The sequence below is a fragment of the Methylohalobius crimeensis 10Ki genome (genome assembly GCF_000421465.1).
GTDB lineage: Bacteria > Pseudomonadota > Gammaproteobacteria > Methylococcales > Methylothermaceae > Methylohalobius > Methylohalobius crimeensis.
Genome location: NZ_ATXB01000001.1, coordinates 2,503,896 through 2,518,275, shown reverse-complemented (window position 1 = coordinate 2,518,275; position 14,380 = coordinate 2,503,896). Strand labels below are relative to the sequence as shown.

Below are 14,380 nucleotides of genomic sequence, written 5' to 3'. Positions count from 1 at the left end.
GACGGTCACAGCACTCCGGCTTCGATCAGAGCGCTTCGCACTTCGGGGTGGTAACGCTCCGACAGCCAAGTGAGCGGAAGACGAATGCCATGCGGAATCAAGCCCATGGCGTGCAACGCCCATTTCACCGGGATCGGATTGGATTCCAAAAACAAGGTCCGGTGGAGGGCGGCCAGTTTGGCGTCCACCGATGCGGCCATTTTGGCATCCCCGGCCAGGGCGGCGACGACCATCTCGCGCATCAGCCGGGGCGCCACGTTGGCGGTGACCGAAATCACCCCCGCGCCGCCGTCCAGGCAGATCTGCCGGGCGGCGTGATCGTCACCGGAGTAGCGGGGAAAATCGGGACACAAGCGCTGGAGTTCCCGGGTCCGGGCGACCGGATCGGGGGAGGCCTCCTTGATGCCTACGATATTGTCGATGGCCGCCAGGCGCGCCACCGTTTCCGGATGCAGATCGCAGGCGGTGCGGCCGGGAACGTTGTAAAGGATTTGGGGGATGGCCACGGCCTCGGCGACGGCTTTGTAGTGGCGATACAAGCCTTCCTGGGTGGGCTTGTTGTAGTAAGGCGTCAGCAGCAGGCAGGCATCCGCGCCGAGATCGGCCGCTTTGCGAGTCAATTCGATGGCCTCGCGAGTAGCGTTGGAGCCGGTGCCGGCGATCACGGGGACACGTCCCCGGCTTTGGTCCACCACCCAGCGGATGACTTGATGATGCTCGTCGTGGGTTAAAGTGGCCGATTCGCCGGTGGTGCCCACCGCCACGATGGCGTCGGTACCGGCTTCAATGTGGAATTCCACCAGTTTGCGCAGGGCGGACTCGTTTAAGCCGCCGTCGGGATCCATGGGAGTGACAAGCGCTACGATGCTGCCTTTGATCATGCCGTGTCCTGGGAAAGAAATAGATTGGCCAGAAATAGACCATGTTACTGAGGCGACCTGAAAAAGACAAGGCGGTGTGATAGCCTATCGCCATTGGTATCTATCCCTGGGAAAGTTTTCATTAAAGGCGTGGGGGATGGCTTTCGGGGTGACCCAGGACGGTTGTCCCGTCGGGCATTCGGAAAGCAAAAGGGCTTGGGAAAATCCCAAGCCCTTGACGTGTCTGGTGCCGAGGGGGAGACTCGAACTCCCACGGTGTCACCACCACCAGATTTTGAGTCTGGCGCGTCTACCAGTTTCGCCACCTCGGCAAGAACGGATAATTATATCGGAATTTTTGGAATCCGCAAAGATGCTTACCCGTGATTTTTTTTACGAGCTTCCTTCCGAACTGATCGCCAAGGCCCCGTTGCCGAAGCGGAGCGCCAGCCGCTTGCTGGTGCTGGACGCGATCGCCGGCCGGATCGAGGATCGCCGTTTTATCGATATCGGGGACTTGATCGATGCCCGCGATCTATTGGTGTTCAACGATACCCGCGTGATTCCCGCCCGCTTGTATGGGCGTAAGGAAACCGGCGGTCGGGTGGAAATATTGGTGGAACGCTTACTGTCGAGCGAGCGCACCTTGGCCCATCTCAAGGCCAGCAAGGCCCCCGGAGCGGGGACGCGGATCGAACTCGAAGGAGGCTACCGCTGTATTGTCGAGGGTCGGGAGGGCGATCTGTTCTTGCTGCGTTTCGACGCCCCGGTCATCGAAGTGCTGGAAACATCCGGCCATATGCCCTTGCCGCCTTACATCGATCGCCCCGATACCCAAGCCGACCGGGAACGATATCAGACCGTGTATGCTCAAAAACCAGGGGCGGTGGCGGCGCCCACCGCCGGACTCCATTTCGATGAACCGCTTCTGGCAAGGCTCGGGGATAAAGGGGTGGCGATGACCTACGTCACCCTGCACGTAGGCGCGGGCACCTTCCAGCCGGTGCGGGTGGTCGATCCCGATCGGCATCGGATGCATCGAGAGTATTTCGAAGTGGGAGAAGAAACGGTAACGGCGGTGGAACAAGCCCGGTCTCGCGGTGGTCGGGTCATAGCGGTGGGCACCACCGCGGTGCGGGCCTTGGAATCGGCGGCGCGTGGCGGACGCTTGCAAGCCTGCCGGCGGGAAACCGATCTGTTTATCCGGCCGGGATTCGAGTTTCGCTGCGTGGACGCCATGATTACCAACTTCCATCTACCGGAGTCGACTTTGTTGATGTTGGTGTGCGCGTTTGCCGGTTTTGAATTCGTGCTCGATGCCTATCGTCATGCGGTGCGGCAAGGATACCGCTTTTTCAGTTACGGCGATGCCATGTTCGTCATCCGTTAATAACGATTGCTTGTTGAAATGATGCCTTTTGATTCCCACGGAAGGAGGAATTGCTTATGAATCTGGCCACTGAGCGCCGTGAAGACATCACCCTGCAGTTTCGTTCCGCGCGAATCGCACTGCCTTTGCTGATCGGTCTGTCCCTGGCGGGGTATCTGATCTACGAAGATATCAGCCGCAACGGCGCGGCGCTCTTGTCGGCCTGGAACAATCTGAGCGTGGGTTGGGGTGCCGCCGGTTGGTTGTGCTTGGCTGTGTTGCTGATGATCCTGCGCGAAGCGGCTTATATGGTTCAGTTGCGCATTTTGACCGATCGTCGCCTGAGTTGGCGCGCGGCGATGGAGGTCATGTTGTTGTGGGACTTTTTCGCCGCGGTTTCGCCCTCGGTGGTCGGCGGCGCGGCGGTGGCGGTCTTTATGCTGGTCAAGGAGCGTCTGGGAATCGGCCGCGGCACGGCCGTCGTGTTCACCAATATTCTATTGGATGAAATTTTCTATCTGGCCATGCTTCCGCTGGGTTTATGGATGGTGGGGTACGAGGGGGTGTTCCGGCCCTTGGCCCATATCGATTCGAATTGGGTCAGCGCGGGCATGCTGACCATCTTTTGGAGCGCTTACGGCGCCATATCGGCCTATGTTCTGCTTTTGGGAGCGAGTCTGTTCGTTTGGCCCCGGGCGGTCAATCGCCTGTTGCGGATTTTGTTCATGTTTCGGATTTTCAAGCGTTGGCGCCGCTGGGGTTTGCGGACCGCGCGCGATCTGTTCATCACTTCGGTGGAATTGCGCGACCGCTCCACCGGATTTTGGCTCCGATTATGGGCGGTGACCGGAACGGCCTGGTTGGCCCGCTACTTGGTGTTGAACTGCCTGCTGGCGGCTTTCGCGACTCAGCCGTTGGCCTGGGAAGCGCATGTCTTGGCGTTTGCCCGGCAGGCGGCGTTGTTCATCGTCATGGTGGTTTCTCCCACTCCCGGAAGTGCCGGCGTGGCCGAAGTGGGGTTTACCTTGATGTTCGCGGATATGGCGCCGCTCGGCTTGGTGTTGCCGTTGGCCTTGTTATGGCGAGCGGTCAGTTATTACCCTTTTCTGCTCATCGGCGTGCCGATGATGTCGCGCTGGTTGAAGCGGGTCTATGGGTCTGCCTGAAAAAAGCCGGCGCCCTACCGAAGGTGCGGTTGGCTGCGTCTTTCGACGAGAGAGGAGGAGTGATCGAAAGATTGCAGGGCGCCGGATACCAGGTTGAAGAGGTTATGCGCTTTATATTATGCATTCCTCGTACCAAAAAATAAATATTATTTTTAATCAATAGTTTAGCTTTTTTTTCAGGCTTTCAGGCCCGTGAGGGGGCGAGAAAAAGTGAGGCATTTGCCCTATTGTTGTGGCAAATGCCTCACTCTGGGGCGTGGGGGAATTGCATTCGATTCCGCAATTCTCGGTGGAGCGTCTCGATGGTGTGTTCGTCGCGGACTTGTCGCGCCCGAGGAAGCACGAACTCCCAATCGCTTCGGGTCGGCGGCGGCGTCAGGAACACCAAGCGGTCCGCCAAGGCGATCGCCTCGCGCAGATCGTGGGTGACGAACAGGATGGTATGGGGACGCCGCTGCCATAATTTGTGCAATAGTTGGCGCATTTTTTCGGCGATGGCCGCGTCCAGGGAGACGAACGGTTCGTCCATGAGGAGAATATCGGGTTCCACCGCGAACGCCCGCGCCAAGGCGACCCGGCGGCCCATGCCCAGGGACAAGCGGCTCGGATAGGTGTGCTGGAAGCGGGCCAGGCCGGTGGTTTCCAGCAGTTCGGTGACGATTTCAGGGTCGTGATCGGATGGCAGGACCAGTTCCAGGTTTTGTCTCACCGTCCGCCAAGGTAGTAGGCGCGGTTCCTGGAACACGTAGCCGAGCCTCGGCGGTTGGGAGAGGTGGAAATCGATCCGTCCTTCGAAGTCTTTGTCCAGGCCGGCGATCAGATTGAGCAAGGTGGTTTTGCCGCAGCCGGAAGGTCCGACCAGGCAGACGAATTCATTTTCCCTCAGGGTCAGGTATAAATTTTCGATGGCGGTATGGGGACGGGCCCGGTCTTGGCCGGGAAAAACCTTGCGCCGGATTTCAATCTCGATGCTCATGGGCGCCACCGATTGGCGTAACGATCCAGGGGTTTGAGTACGCTCCATTCCAGCAGTTGAATCACCACCACGAAGGCCAGGGTATAGGCGAGGATGCCGGTGACGTCGAACAATTGAAAGAACAAGTGCAACTGGTAGCCCATGCCGTTGCTCCGGCCGAGCAGCTCCACCACCAAAATGATCTTCCAGATCAGCGCCAAGCCGGTGCGGGAGGCGGCGATGACGAAGGGGTACAGCTGGGGCCAGACGACGTGGCGGAAGGTTTTCCAGCGCCCGAGGCGGTAGCAATGGGCCATTTCCAACAATTTGGGATCCAATGCCCGGGCGCCTTCCCGCAAGGTGACCGCCACGTTGGGCAGTTTGTTCACCACCACCGCCAGAATTGCGGCGAATTCGGTCAAACCCAACCACACGTAGCAGAGAATGATGATGACCAGGGCGGGAATGTTGAGGAAGAGCGTCAGCCAGGCATCGAGCACCCGATCGAGCCAAGGATGGCGGCCCATGGCGATCCCCAGGGCGCATCCCAGACTCATGGCGATCAGAAAGCTGACGCTCAGGCGGGCGAGGGTGATTCCCAAATGATAGGGCAGTTCCCCCGATTGCACATCCCGGCCCACCGTTGCGAAGACTTCGACGGGGGAAGGCAGGAGGGGGGAGTGGAACCACCAGGCCAGCCCTTGCCAGATCGCTATGAAGCCCAGCAGCGAAGCAATGGAAACCAAACGCTGCATGCAGATTCGGTCAATTGGGGAGCGTGAAACCCGGCCAGAAGGTTCCTTCGGGCAGTTCCTCGGCGGGACCGGTCAGTTGCTCGCCGCCGATTCGATGGAGCAAGCGGTACAGCTTTGCCGCGGCTTGCAATTCTCTCTCCCCCCAGGATTGCAGGCGTCCTTCGCAATAGCGCCGGCGCAGCAAGGCTTGAACATCGGAATCTTCGCTTCCGGTCATGGGTGCAATGTAGCTCCAAACGCGGTCGTCGGTGCAAATGGCTTGTTTGGCCTGGAAGGCGGTATTCCAGAAGGCTTCCACGGTGTCCGGAGCACGCTCGGCGAAGGTCTGCCGAAATACGTAACCGAGGGTGGGAATGGGTGGGGTGACATCCAAGGCTTCGAGCAAATCCCCGCCGGTGAGCAGACGCCGGTAACCCTTCGCCTCCAGGGGGGCGGCGTAATGCCAGTAGGTCAACAGCGCGTCCATGCGTCCCCGAAGGAGTTGTTGACTGAGCAGCGGCGGCGCCCCGAAAACCGGCCGGGAATCCTCGGCCAGATTCAGTTGGTGCCGTTGCTGGGCAAGCGCCTGGAGCAGCAGCCAGTTTTTGTCCAAGGCGCCGCCGGCGATTCCGAGCCGACGACCCGCCAGATCGCGAATCGATCGAATCGGCGACTCGGGGGGGACGACCAGGGCGCCGTGGGTGAGGGAATAGGGGATGACGGTGAAATCGGAGCCCCGGTTGCGCTGCCGAGCCACCCACAGCCAGTCGGTGACGATGAGATCGGCCGAGCCGCTTTGCAGAGCGATTCTACCTGCCTGGGGGTTGGCCAGTTCACGGATCTTCAAATCGAATCCGTGTTGCTTATCGAGCCCTTCCCGTTCCACCACCGTCAATTCCCAATTGAGGGTGCCGTAGGCCAGGGCGCCGATGGTCAATTGGGATGCGGCGGCGTGGGCGGAGAAGGGCAGGCACATCAAGGCCGCGAGATACAACCAGGGACGACGACGGTGGGGGGCGAATTTCCGCGGCCGTTCCGATCGGGTTTTCAGGGTGGGGATAAAGCGCAATATCAACCTCATTTAACCGTGCAATTCTTGATACAAGGCCCGGAATTCCTCGGTCAACTTGTGCTCGGGCGCGTAATGGATCAACGGCTTGGCCTGACTGTGGGATTCGCGTACCTTGACCGAGGGAGAGATGCGGGCGGACAGCACCGGGTGCCCCTCTTTGGTCAGTTCCTCCACCAATTGCTGGGGCAGGCGGGCGCGGCTTTGGAATTGATTGACCACCACCCCTTCCACTTCCAGGTCGGGATTGTGGTCCAGTTTCACTTCGGTGACGGCCTCGAGCAATTTGTATAGCGCGTCGCGGGAGAAAGCGTCGCAGTCGAACGGAATCAGGCATTTCTCGGCCGAGATCAGCGCCGAGCGGCTATAAAAGTTGAGAATCGGCGGGGTGTCGATGAAAATATAATCGAAATCGTTGAGCTGTTCCAAGGCCTCGCGCAGCTTGTAAATCTTGTAGCGCGATTCGAGGCGGCTCTGGAGCGGTTCCATTTCCGGATGGGAAGCGAGCAAATGCAGATTCGGAAAAGGCGTACTCTGGATCAATTCCCGCGCCGATGACTTTTGATTTTTGGCGAACGGGTTGATACTCAAGGTTTCGCGGAAGAATTTGGCCAGGGTTTCCTCCGGATCTTCGATTTTCGACCCCAGCAAGTAATGGGTCGAATTGCCCTGGATGTCCAGGTCCACCACCAGGGTGGATTTGCCTTCCGCCGCGGCGATGGCCGCCAGATTGCAAGTGATGGTGGATTTGCCCACGCCGCCCTTTTGATTGAAGATGACCCTACGCATTTAGACCTGCCTCGTGTTGTCGTTTAAAATCACACGATTATAAATATTTAAAAAGCAAATCATTCTAACATTTTTGCCAAAAGGTAATTTAAAACGAATGGACGAAAACTACCGCCCCCACGCCATCGAGGAAAAAGTACAACGGCTTTGGGAAGAAAGCCGCGCCTTTCAAGTCACGGAAGATCCCGACCGGGAAAAATTTTACTGCCTGTCCATGTTTCCCTATCCTTCCGGCCGACTGCACATGGGCCATGTGCGCAACTACACCATCGGCGACGCCATCGCCCGCTACCAGAGGATGCTCGGCAAGAACGTGCTTCAGCCCATGGGGTGGGATGCTTTCGGCCTGCCGGCTGAGAACGCCGCGGCCAAGCACGGCACCCATCCGGCCAAATGGACCTACGAGAACATCGAATACATGAAGGGCCAGCTCAAGCGGCTGGGGTTCGCCTATGACTGGGAGCGGGAGGTGGCCACTTGCGATCCGGACTATTATCGCTGGGAGCAGTGGTTTTTCACTCAGTTATATGAGAAAGGCCTGGTGTACCGCAAGATGGCCAAGGTCAATTGGGATCCGGTAGACCGGACGGTGCTCGCCAACGAGCAGGTGATCGATGGCCGTGGCTGGCGTTCCGGTGCTTTGGTGGAGCGCTTGGAGATTCCCCAGTGGTTCCTGAAGATTACCGCTTACGCCGACGAACTGCTGGCCGACCTGGATCGGCTGGAAGGTTGGCCGGAGCAGGTCAAGGCGATGCAGCGCAATTGGATCGGCCGTTCCGAAGGGGTGGAGATGGTCTTTGAATTGGAGGGCGGCCAAGAGCCGTTCACCATCTTCACCACCCGCCCGGATACGGTCATGGGGGTGAGCTACGTGGCTTTGGCGCCCGAACACCCTTTGGCGATGCAAGCGGCCGAGACCAATCCGGCGCTGCGCCGCTTCCTCGACGAATGCAAGACAAGCGGCGTCGCCGAGGCGGATCTGGCCACCATGGAAAAGAAGGGAGCACCCACCGGCTTGTCCGCGATCCATCCCATTTCCGGCGAAAAGGTGCCGGTGTGGGTGGCCAATTTCGTGCTCATGGAATACGGCTCGGGAGCGGTGATGGCGGTGCCGGCCCATGACCAGCGCGATTACGAGTTCGCTCGTCAGTACGATTTGCCCATCCGTCAGGTGATCGCTCCCCGTGCCGAGAGCGAGGAAGAATGCAATTTGGACAAGGAGGCATTCACCGCCAAGGGAGTATTGATCGACTCCGGCCGGTTCGATGGATTGACCTCGGAGGAGGCATTCGAAGCCATCGCCCGCTACCTGGAAGCGCACGGCAAGGGCCGCAAAAAACGCCAATATCGGCTGCGCGATTGGGGGGTATCGCGGCAGCGTTACTGGGGCGCGCCGATTCCTATGCTCTATCTGGAAGACGATACGCCGGTTCCGGAGGACCGGCTGCCGGTGGAATTGCCCTTGAAGGTGACGGTGGACGGGGTCCATTCGCCCCTCAAGACCGAGTCTTCTTTTTACGAAACCGTCACTTCCGATGGCCGGCCGGCGAAACGGGAGACCGATACCTTCGACACCTTCATGGAGTCGTCCTGGTATTATGCCCGCTTCACCAGCGCCAACTTTGCCGCAGGCATGGTGGATAAACAGAAAGCCGACTATTGGTTGCCGGTGGATCAGTACGTGGGGGGGATCGAACACGCCATCCTGCACCTTTTGTACGCCCGTTTCTACCATAAATTGATGCGCGATTTCGGGCTGGTCGGTTGCGACGAGCCTTTCAAAAATCTGTTGACTCAGGGGATGGTCCTCAAGGATGGGGTCAAAATGTCCAAGTCCAAAGGAAACGTGGTGGACCCGGAAGATCTGATCGAAAGATACGGCGCCGATACCGTGCGCCTGTTCATTTTGTTCGCCGCGCCTCCCGAGCAATCCCTGGAATGGTCCGACAGCGCGGTGGAAGGCGCCTATCGCTTCCTGAAGCGTTTGTGGCGGCAAGTGGTGGCGTTCGTTCAAACAGAGGATCGAATCGCCGAACTGGAACCCGATGCTTTGAGCGAAGCCCAAAAGGACCTGCGTCGCCAGATTCACCAGACCATCGTCAAAGTCTCCGAGGTCATCGGCAAGCGGTACACCTTCAATACCGCCATTGCCGCCAACATGGAATTGCTCAACGCCCTGGCCAAGTTCGAAAACACCGGCGCCCAAGGCATGGCAATAAAACGCGAAGGCTTGGAGGCCATCGTGCGCATGCTGGCGCCCATTGTGCCTCATATCTGTCACGAACTCTGGCAACTGATGGGGCACTCGGAAATGATCATCGACGCGCCCTGGCCGGCGGTGGACGAAAGCGCATTGGTTCAAAACGAAATCGAATTGGTGGTCCAGGTCAACGGAAAGCTCCGCGGCAAGATCCAGGTGCCGGCCGATGCCGACAAACAAACGGTGGAGCAGGCGGCCTTGAACGAGCCCCACGTACAAAGGTTTATTGAAGGCAAGACGGTGAAGAAAGTGATCGTGGTGCCGGGACGGCTGGTGAATGTGGTTGTGGGTTCGTGAAGGCTAATCCCATTATAGAATTGGGAATGAAACTGTTCACGCTGCTGGCGTCCTTTATGTATTTGATCGCCGCCGTCAGCTTGGTGGTTTTGTCCTTATCGATCATGGTCTGGTCGGTTTACGATGCGATGCTCGCCATAAAGGGCATATCTTCTCCCGTGAATAAACTTTTGGAGTCCGTGGGGGCGATCATCATTTCCATTGCGGTCCTGGACGTGGCCAAGTACTTGGTGGAGGAAGAGGTTTTGAAGAGTAAGGAACTGCGCTCGCCCTCGGAAGCCCGGCGAATGATCACCAAGATATTCGTCATTATATCCATTGCGGTGGGAATGGAGGGGTTGGTCTATATCTTCAAGACGGGCAATCAAGATGTGACGCTTTTGATTTATCCCGCCATTTTGATTGTGCTCTCTTCTTTGACAATCGTTTGTCTCGGAATTTTCCAAAAAATGAGTGTGGCCGTGGAGGAAATTGACACTAAGGAGAAAGGATAACCAGTTGTCGTTCTCGATGAGTTGCTCTTTTATCGACTGATTCGCCTAAAGGAAATGAAAACCATGAAGCCTCCTATCGTTCTGATCGGCATCGGCGAATTGGGCGGGATATTCGCACGCGGTTTTCTGCGCGCCGGTTACCCGGTTTATCCCATCGTTCGAGGTTCGGACATGGCTTCGGAAAGTCGTCGTCTGCCCGATGCCGCCTTGGTGTTGGTGACTGTGGGCGAGGCCGACCTCCATCCCCTATTGTCGGATTTACCGGCTCCCTGGCGTAATCGGCTGGGATTGCTCCAGAACGAATTGATGCCCCGTGACTGGCGGCGTCATGGCCTCTCCGAAGTCACCGTGGCAGTGGTTTGGTTCGAAAAAAAACCGGGGATGGTGCTGACCAATATTCTGGATACGCCGGTGTATGGTCCCGGTGCTGAAGCATTGACCGAAGCCCTGACCGAGGTGGGGATTCCCACCCGTATCCTGGCCGATGAACAAGCGCTTTTGTTCGAGCTGGCCAAGAAAAGCCTTTACATTCTCACCGTCAATATCGCCGGATTGGCGGTCGGCGGGACGGTGGGGGCGCTGTGGCAAAACCACCGAATATTCGCCCGCCAAGTGGCGACGGAAGTGTTGAGCGTGCTGGAATGGCGCGCCGGTCAACCTTTGCCGCGGGAGCCGCTGATTGCGGGAATGGCGGCGGGGATCGAGGATTGTCCCGACCGTGGCTGCACCGGCCGCAGCGCGAGGCTGCGGCTGGAGCGGGTGCTGGCGGAAGCCCGCCAAGCGGGGTTGGCGACCCCCACGCTGGCGGATATCATGGGCCGACTGGGATAGTCGGCGCCCGAATTTTTTGAAATGTTCTTATGATCAGTCTTTCATAGGATTGACCTTTTTCAGCCTTTCCAGACTGCCGCGCCGTAGGAAGAGGGGATTGATGAACCGCAGGTAACCCTGGACGAAAACGGTCCCCAGCAAAGGCAGGGCGGAGCGGAGCAGGAAACGCTTGACGGCTTGATAGAATGCCAGCGGCGTCCGTAGATATTTAAGCATTACGATGACTTGCGCCAGTTTGTGCAGGGTTTTCAGGTGCGCCAGTCTGCGTCCCAAATAATCGATTAACACGACAACCAAGGTGGCGACGATGGCGGCCACCGACAGACTCGAGTTCAGTCCCGCCATCAGTTCCGGCCACAGCAGAATCAATCCCACTATCGCCGCCAGAACGGTTACCGCCAACAACCAGGGAATCAAGAGCAAGGGTTTGCCCACCTGGTATCGAGCGACCTCGAGCTGGTGCAGATAATCCTCGCCGCCGTTTTCCATCCAGGGCCGGATTTGCCGGAATTGCCATTGGGGCGGCTCCCCGGTCGCGGGTTCGGGATAACTGAGTGCCTTCCCCAAACGCGCCAGTTCCTGCTGGCTGGCGAGAAAGCCGTCCAGCATCAATGAATTGGCTTCCACCTCGCTGAAGGCGTCCAGGTCGGTGCGGATATCGGCGAGGCGTTCCTGGACCTCCGCAGCGACCCCGTAATCCTTGGTGAAAGGACCGACCGTCCGATCCGGTTCGGCCGGTTGGCCGTTCGGACCGATCCAGGACAGTTCGCGAATGGCGAGTCCCTTGCGGAGATAGGTGAAGGCCACGTGATCTCGTCCCCAAGTCTCGAACAGGCGGTTCAGATTTCCGCCGCGGACCCGGTCCTGGAGAACGGAGGCGGTACGGAGCAGGACCGGTACCGTGGAGGTGTCCGGTAGGTGGTCGAACGCCATTTGCCCGGAAGCGTCGCTGACCACGAAATAGGTGCAACTCTCGTCACGCAACGCGCCGATTCCCTGGTTGTCGTGGACGCCGCCGTCCACCAGTTGGACTCGGATAGGGTCGTCGCCGTCGCGGTAAAGTTCGCTGACGGCGAGCGGGTGAAACAAGCCCGGGACGCAAGCGGATGCGGCCACCGCATCCCCCAAGGTGAAATTCTGCTGGCGGGGGACCATGTTGTCGTAGCCGGGTCGGGCACGGCGCAGGCGAATGGGAATATTGTCGCTTTCCTCGTAGTCGGATTGACCTTGATCGTCATGGCGCATGGGCTCGCCCATGGTCCGGGCGGTGAACTGCCAATCGCGCCCGGTATTGAGGGTGGTGGCGTTGAGGATCAGGATGGGGACTTTCGCCTTGCGGCAATAATTGTGGTAGTGGGGATGGAAATGAGGGAAACCCGGCGGATGGATTTTCAGCTCCCGCATCTCGATGGGGCCGGATTTACTCAGTATCGGGCGGTAGAAGTGCTTGTTGTACAATTCGGCCATCCGGTCCGAGCGGGAATAATCGGCGCGGCGCATTTCCCAATTGGCGGCGAAGCTGGAAAAGGTTTGCATACGCAAATTGGTTTCCACGGCTTTGAAGAAATCGCGCTCGATGGTTTCCATGATCTGGACATAGTCGGCGTCTTCGATTTGATCATCCGGCTTCGATTCCAGAAGTTTTTTGAGATGCAGGTAATACAAGGCGGCGATGATGGAACCGCCCGATACCGCACTGATTACTTCCACATGGCGAAGCAGGCCTTGTTCGGCCATTTGCGCCAACACGCCGATGTGGTAAAAGGATGCACGGAATCCACCGCCGGATAATGCCAGGCCAAGTTTGGTCGCCATTGTCTCCTCCTCGTTATTGTGTTAATGGCGATTGTGATTTTGCGCCCGGTCGGATTCCAAAAGCAATGTACTTTCCCTTTGCCCCTTGGGTGGTCATAATGCCAAACGCGGAATTCCCGCTATCATTGAGCGCGAAATAGTATCGACGAGAAACCATGACCGACAAAAGACAACCCACCATGCTCGACAATCCCCGCAGCCGCCTCGAGGTGCGCAACGCCACCTTGCGCGACGTGCCGGAGATCGCTTCCCTGATCGATCGGGTCTATGCCGGCACCGGAATGACGGGGTATTCGGCGGGCTCGTTGATCGGCCAGATCAATAATTTTCCCGAAGGCCAGTTCGCCGCGATGGTGGAGGATCGGGTGGTGGGCTATTGCGCCACTTTCCGCATCAGTGGAGAACTCGCGCTCAAGCCCCATACCTGGGAGGAAATTACCGGCCATGGTTATGCCTCGCGTCACGATCCGGAGGGCGAGTGGCTGTACGGGATGGAGGTTTGCGTCGATCCCCGCTATCGGGGCTATCGCATCGGGCAACGGCTTTACAACGCGCGCAAGCGCCTGTGTCAGGATCTGGGATTGAAGGGAATCGTGTTTGTGGGCCGCCTGCCGACCCTGGCGCGGCGGATCCGCCGGTTCGCCGGCGTGGAAGAATACGTGGAGCAGGTACAGCAAAAGCAACAGCGCGATCCGGTGTTGTCGTTTCAACTCCGCAACGGCTTCGAGGTGATCGGGGTGATTCCCCGTTATCTCGACGCCGACCGAGAATCCCTCGGCTACGGGGTCCATCTGGTCTGGCATAACCCCAAGGTGCCCGAGGAGACGCCCACCGGACGCCGCAAACGCTACGGTCGCCGTCTGCCCGACACCATTCGGGTCGGCGCCGTCCAATACATGCAGCGGCGGGTGATTTCCTTCGACGAATTTCTCGGATTCATCGAGTATTTCGTCGATGTGGTGGCCGACTACAAGGGGGACTTTGTGGTCTTTCCGGAAATGTTCGCCCTGCAGGTATTGTCCATCGAGGATCAGGAACTGGATCCGGCCGTTTCCATCGAGGCGCTCACCAAGTACACCCCGCGCTTCAAAGAAGCGCTCCGAAATCTGGCCATCCGCTACAACATCAACATCATCGGCGGTTCCCATCCCACGCGGATGCCCAACGGGCGGGTGGAAAACATCGCCTACGTCTTCCTGCGGGACGGAGCGATTTACGAGCAGCCCAAGATCCATCCCACCCCCAACGAGGTGTATTGGTGGAACATCGAGGGCGGCAACACCCTCAACGCCATCGAGACCGACTGCGGCCCGATCGGAGTCCTCATCTGCTACGACGCGGAATTCCCGGAACTGACGCGGCATCTGGCCGATCAAGGTGTGCAGATCCTGTTCGTGCCGTTTTGCACCGACGAGCGTCAATCCTACTTGCGGGTCCGCTATTGCGGCCAGGCGCGGGCGGTGGAAAATCAGTTCTACGTGGTCATGGCGGGCAACGTGGGCAACCTGCCCAATGTTTCCAACATGGATATTCAATATGCCCAAAGCTGCATTCTGACGCCCTGCGATTTCCCCTTCGCCCGCGACGGCATCGCCGCCGACACCACCCCCAACGTGGAAATGGTGGCGATTGCCGATTTGCGGCCCGAGACCCTGCAAATGGCGCGCAACAATGGTACCGTGCAGAACCTGCGCGATCGCCGCCACGATTTGTACAGCGTTCGCTGGCGGGGAAAGTGATA

General features: G+C 58.5%; 12 protein-coding genes and 1 tRNA gene. 6 read left to right on the top strand and 7 right to left on the bottom strand.

The window, feature by feature from the left end:
• Positions 1-5 precede the first annotated feature (5 nt).
• Both dapA and H035_RS0112355 read right to left on the bottom strand, forming a co-directional pair.
• Complete coding sequence (gene dapA, locus H035_RS0112360; RefSeq protein WP_022949285.1) at positions 6-881, bottom strand: 4-hydroxy-tetrahydrodipicolinate synthase; 876 nt, start codon at positions 879-881, stop codon at positions 6-8.
• 224 nt (positions 882-1,105) lie between these two features.
• Positions 1,106-1,192: transfer RNA gene (locus tag H035_RS0112355), tRNA-Leu, on the bottom strand.
• Between the two features lie 41 nt (positions 1,193-1,233).
• Between H035_RS0112355 and queA the strand changes: the two genes are divergently transcribed.
• Both queA and H035_RS0112345 read left to right on the top strand, forming a co-directional pair.
• On the top strand, positions 1,234-2,250 hold the full coding sequence (gene queA, locus H035_RS0112350; RefSeq protein ID WP_026596578.1) for a tRNA preQ1(34) S-adenosylmethionine ribosyltransferase-isomerase QueA: 1,017 nt from the start codon (positions 1,234-1,236) through the stop codon (positions 2,248-2,250).
• A gap of 56 nt (positions 2,251-2,306) precedes the next feature.
• Positions 2,307-3,395, top strand: a complete 1,089-nt coding sequence (locus H035_RS0112345) for a lysylphosphatidylglycerol synthase transmembrane domain-containing protein (RefSeq protein WP_022949284.1) — start codon at positions 2,307-2,309, stop codon at positions 3,393-3,395.
• 244 nt (positions 3,396-3,639) lie between these two features.
• Here H035_RS0112345 and H035_RS0112340 read toward each other — a convergent pair whose 3' ends face one another.
• The 4 genes from H035_RS0112340 to H035_RS0112325 are packed head-to-tail and all read right to left on the bottom strand — an operon-like array spanning position 3,640 to position 6,942.
• Positions 3,640-4,371 (bottom strand): ABC transporter ATP-binding protein, encoded by a 732-nt coding sequence (locus H035_RS0112340; protein ID WP_040574412.1) that lies wholly within the window; start codon positions 4,369-4,371, stop codon positions 3,640-3,642.
• Positions 4,368-5,105, bottom strand: coding sequence for an ABC transporter permease (locus H035_RS0112335; protein WP_022949282.1), 738 nt, complete (start codon positions 5,103-5,105; stop codon positions 4,368-4,370). The genes H035_RS0112340 and H035_RS0112335 overlap by 4 nt, the downstream gene beginning before the upstream one ends.
• 10 nt (positions 5,106-5,115) lie before the next feature.
• Entirely contained in the window at positions 5,116-6,165 is a 1,050-nt protein-coding gene (locus H035_RS0112330) for an ABC transporter substrate-binding protein (RefSeq protein ID WP_022949281.1), read from the bottom strand.
• Entirely contained in the window at positions 6,166-6,942 is a 777-nt protein-coding gene (locus tag H035_RS0112325) for a ParA family protein (protein WP_022949280.1), read from the bottom strand.
• A 97-nt stretch (positions 6,943-7,039) separates the two neighbouring features.
• On the opposite strand from H035_RS0112325, the gene leuS reads away from it, so the two are divergent.
• The 3 genes from leuS to H035_RS0112310 all read left to right on the top strand — a co-directional run bounded on the left by leuS (position 7,040) and on the right by H035_RS0112310 (position 10,824).
• Positions 7,040-9,499 carry a leucine--tRNA ligase gene (leuS, locus tag H035_RS0112320; RefSeq protein ID WP_022949279.1) on the top strand — a complete coding sequence of 820 codons (2,460 nt, stop codon included), beginning with the start codon at positions 7,040-7,042 and terminating at the stop codon, positions 9,497-9,499.
• 26 nt (positions 9,500-9,525) lie between these two features.
• Positions 9,526-9,993, top strand: a complete 468-nt coding sequence (locus H035_RS0112315) for a hypothetical protein (protein WP_022949278.1) — start codon at positions 9,526-9,528, stop codon at positions 9,991-9,993.
• A 63-nt stretch (positions 9,994-10,056) separates the two neighbouring features.
• Entirely contained in the window at positions 10,057-10,824 is a 768-nt protein-coding gene (locus tag H035_RS0112310) for a hypothetical protein (protein WP_026596574.1), read from the top strand.
• Between the two features lie 33 nt (positions 10,825-10,857).
• Here H035_RS0112310 and H035_RS19585 read toward each other — a convergent pair whose 3' ends face one another.
• Entirely contained in the window at positions 10,858-12,639 is a 1,782-nt protein-coding gene (locus tag H035_RS19585; RefSeq protein ID WP_022949276.1) for a patatin-like phospholipase family protein, read from the bottom strand.
• A 155-nt stretch (positions 12,640-12,794) separates the two neighbouring features.
• On the opposite strand from H035_RS19585, the gene H035_RS0112300 reads away from it, so the two are divergent.
• A complete protein-coding gene (locus H035_RS0112300; protein WP_022949275.1) occupies positions 12,795-14,378 on the top strand; it encodes a carbon-nitrogen hydrolase family protein in 1,584 nt (527 codons plus the stop codon).
• Positions 14,379-14,380 lie beyond the last annotated feature (2 nt).

What these genes read in the sequence shown, in the direction of transcription:
- H035_RS0112325 (WP_022949280.1), bottom strand. Translation starts at nt 6,942, where the DNA reads ATGCGTAGGGTCATCTTCAATCAAAAGGGCGGCGTGGGCAAATCCACC.
- queA (WP_026596578.1), top strand. Translation starts at nt 1,234, where the DNA reads ATGCTTACCCGTGATTTTTTTTACGAGCTTCCTTCCGAACTGATCGCC.
- H035_RS0112340 (WP_040574412.1), bottom strand. Translation starts at nt 4,371, where the DNA reads ATGAGCATCGAGATTGAAATCCGGCGCAAGGTTTTTCCCGGCCAAGAC.
- dapA (WP_022949285.1), bottom strand. Translation starts at nt 881, where the DNA reads ATGATCAAAGGCAGCATCGTAGCGCTTGTCACTCCCATGGATCCCGAC.
- leuS (WP_022949279.1), top strand. Translation starts at nt 7,040, where the DNA reads ATGGACGAAAACTACCGCCCCCACGCCATCGAGGAAAAAGTACAACGG.
- H035_RS0112335 (WP_022949282.1), bottom strand. Translation starts at nt 5,105, where the DNA reads ATGCAGCGTTTGGTTTCCATTGCTTCGCTGCTGGGCTTCATAGCGATC.
- H035_RS19585 (WP_022949276.1), bottom strand. Translation starts at nt 12,639, where the DNA reads ATGGCGACCAAACTTGGCCTGGCATTATCCGGCGGTGGATTCCGTGCA.
- H035_RS0112345 (WP_022949284.1), top strand. Translation starts at nt 2,307, where the DNA reads ATGAATCTGGCCACTGAGCGCCGTGAAGACATCACCCTGCAGTTTCGT.
- H035_RS0112315 (WP_022949278.1), top strand. Translation starts at nt 9,526, where the DNA reads ATGAAACTGTTCACGCTGCTGGCGTCCTTTATGTATTTGATCGCCGCC.
- H035_RS0112330 (WP_022949281.1), bottom strand. Translation starts at nt 6,165, where the DNA reads ATGAGGTTGATATTGCGCTTTATCCCCACCCTGAAAACCCGATCGGAA.
- H035_RS0112300 (WP_022949275.1), top strand. Translation starts at nt 12,795, where the DNA reads ATGACCGACAAAAGACAACCCACCATGCTCGACAATCCCCGCAGCCGC.
- H035_RS0112310 (WP_026596574.1), top strand. Translation starts at nt 10,057, where the DNA reads ATGAAGCCTCCTATCGTTCTGATCGGCATCGGCGAATTGGGCGGGATA.